Origin of the sequence: Psychrobacter sp. FME13 (genome assembly GCF_014861395.1) — a bacterium.
In the GTDB taxonomy this organism is placed as follows: Bacteria; Pseudomonadota; Gammaproteobacteria; order Pseudomonadales; family Moraxellaceae; genus Psychrobacter.
Window position 1 is genome coordinate 1 of the sequence record NZ_RRYV01000331.1, and the last position, 919, is coordinate 919.

Annotated in this window: 1 protein-coding gene; it reads right to left on the reverse strand. The window is 42.2% G+C overall.

The features are described 5' to 3' along the window. Positions 1-917: type I restriction-modification system subunit M (locus EI164_RS16415; protein WP_318779571.1), on the reverse strand; the 917-nt coding region annotated here is incomplete at its 3' end. Positions 918-919 lie beyond the last annotated feature (2 nt).

The following is a 919-nucleotide window of genomic DNA, read 5'->3' on the forward strand; positions in this document are numbered from 1 at the left end:
GCAAAACGCTCATCATTAATTAAGGTCGGATCATCACTACCAATCCATTTCACTGAATACGGTGGGTTAGAGACAATCGCATCAAAGGGTCTATCCTCCCCAAAATGCGGATCTAGCAGTGTGTTACCAAGCTTGATATTAAACTTGTCGTAGTTCACGTTATGTAAAAACATATTCATACGTGCAAGGTTATAGGTGGTATGGTTAATCTCTTGACCAAAAAACCCCTCTTCAATGATGTGATTATCAAAGTGCTTTTTAGCTTGCAGCAATAAAGAGCCCGAACCTGCAGCTGGATCGTATATTTTGTTAACTGTCTCTTGTTTATGCATCGCAATTTGAGCAATCAGTTTAGACACGCTTTGAGGGGTGAAGAACTCACCGCCTGATTTACCCGCATTGGCCGCATAGTTTGAGATCAGATACTCATAAGCATCGCCAAATAGATCAATCTCACTGTCCTCAAACTGATGCAGCTTAAGGCCAGCTACCCCTTTAAGTACCGCAGCTAGACGAGTGTTTTTATCCGCTACTGTATTACCTAATCGGTTACTGGTGGTATCAAAATCAGCAAACAAACCCTTAATATCAGGCTCAGACGGGTAGCCATTGGCCGAGCTTTCAATCTCTTTAAAGATAGCCACCAAATCCGTATTTAAGTTCTCGTTTCTATGCGCATTGGCAGCCACACTAGCAAACAACTGACTTGGGTATATAAAATAACCCTTAGTCTTAATCGCATCGTCTTTAATATCAGCAGTAATCACCTCATCCGAAAGAGCGGCATAATTAACGCTCTCATCCCCCGCCTCAATATAATTGGCAAAGTTCTCACTGATAAAGCGGTAGAACAAAGTCCCCAACACATACTGTTTAAAATCCCACCCATCGACTGAGCCACGAACCTCGTTTGCAATTT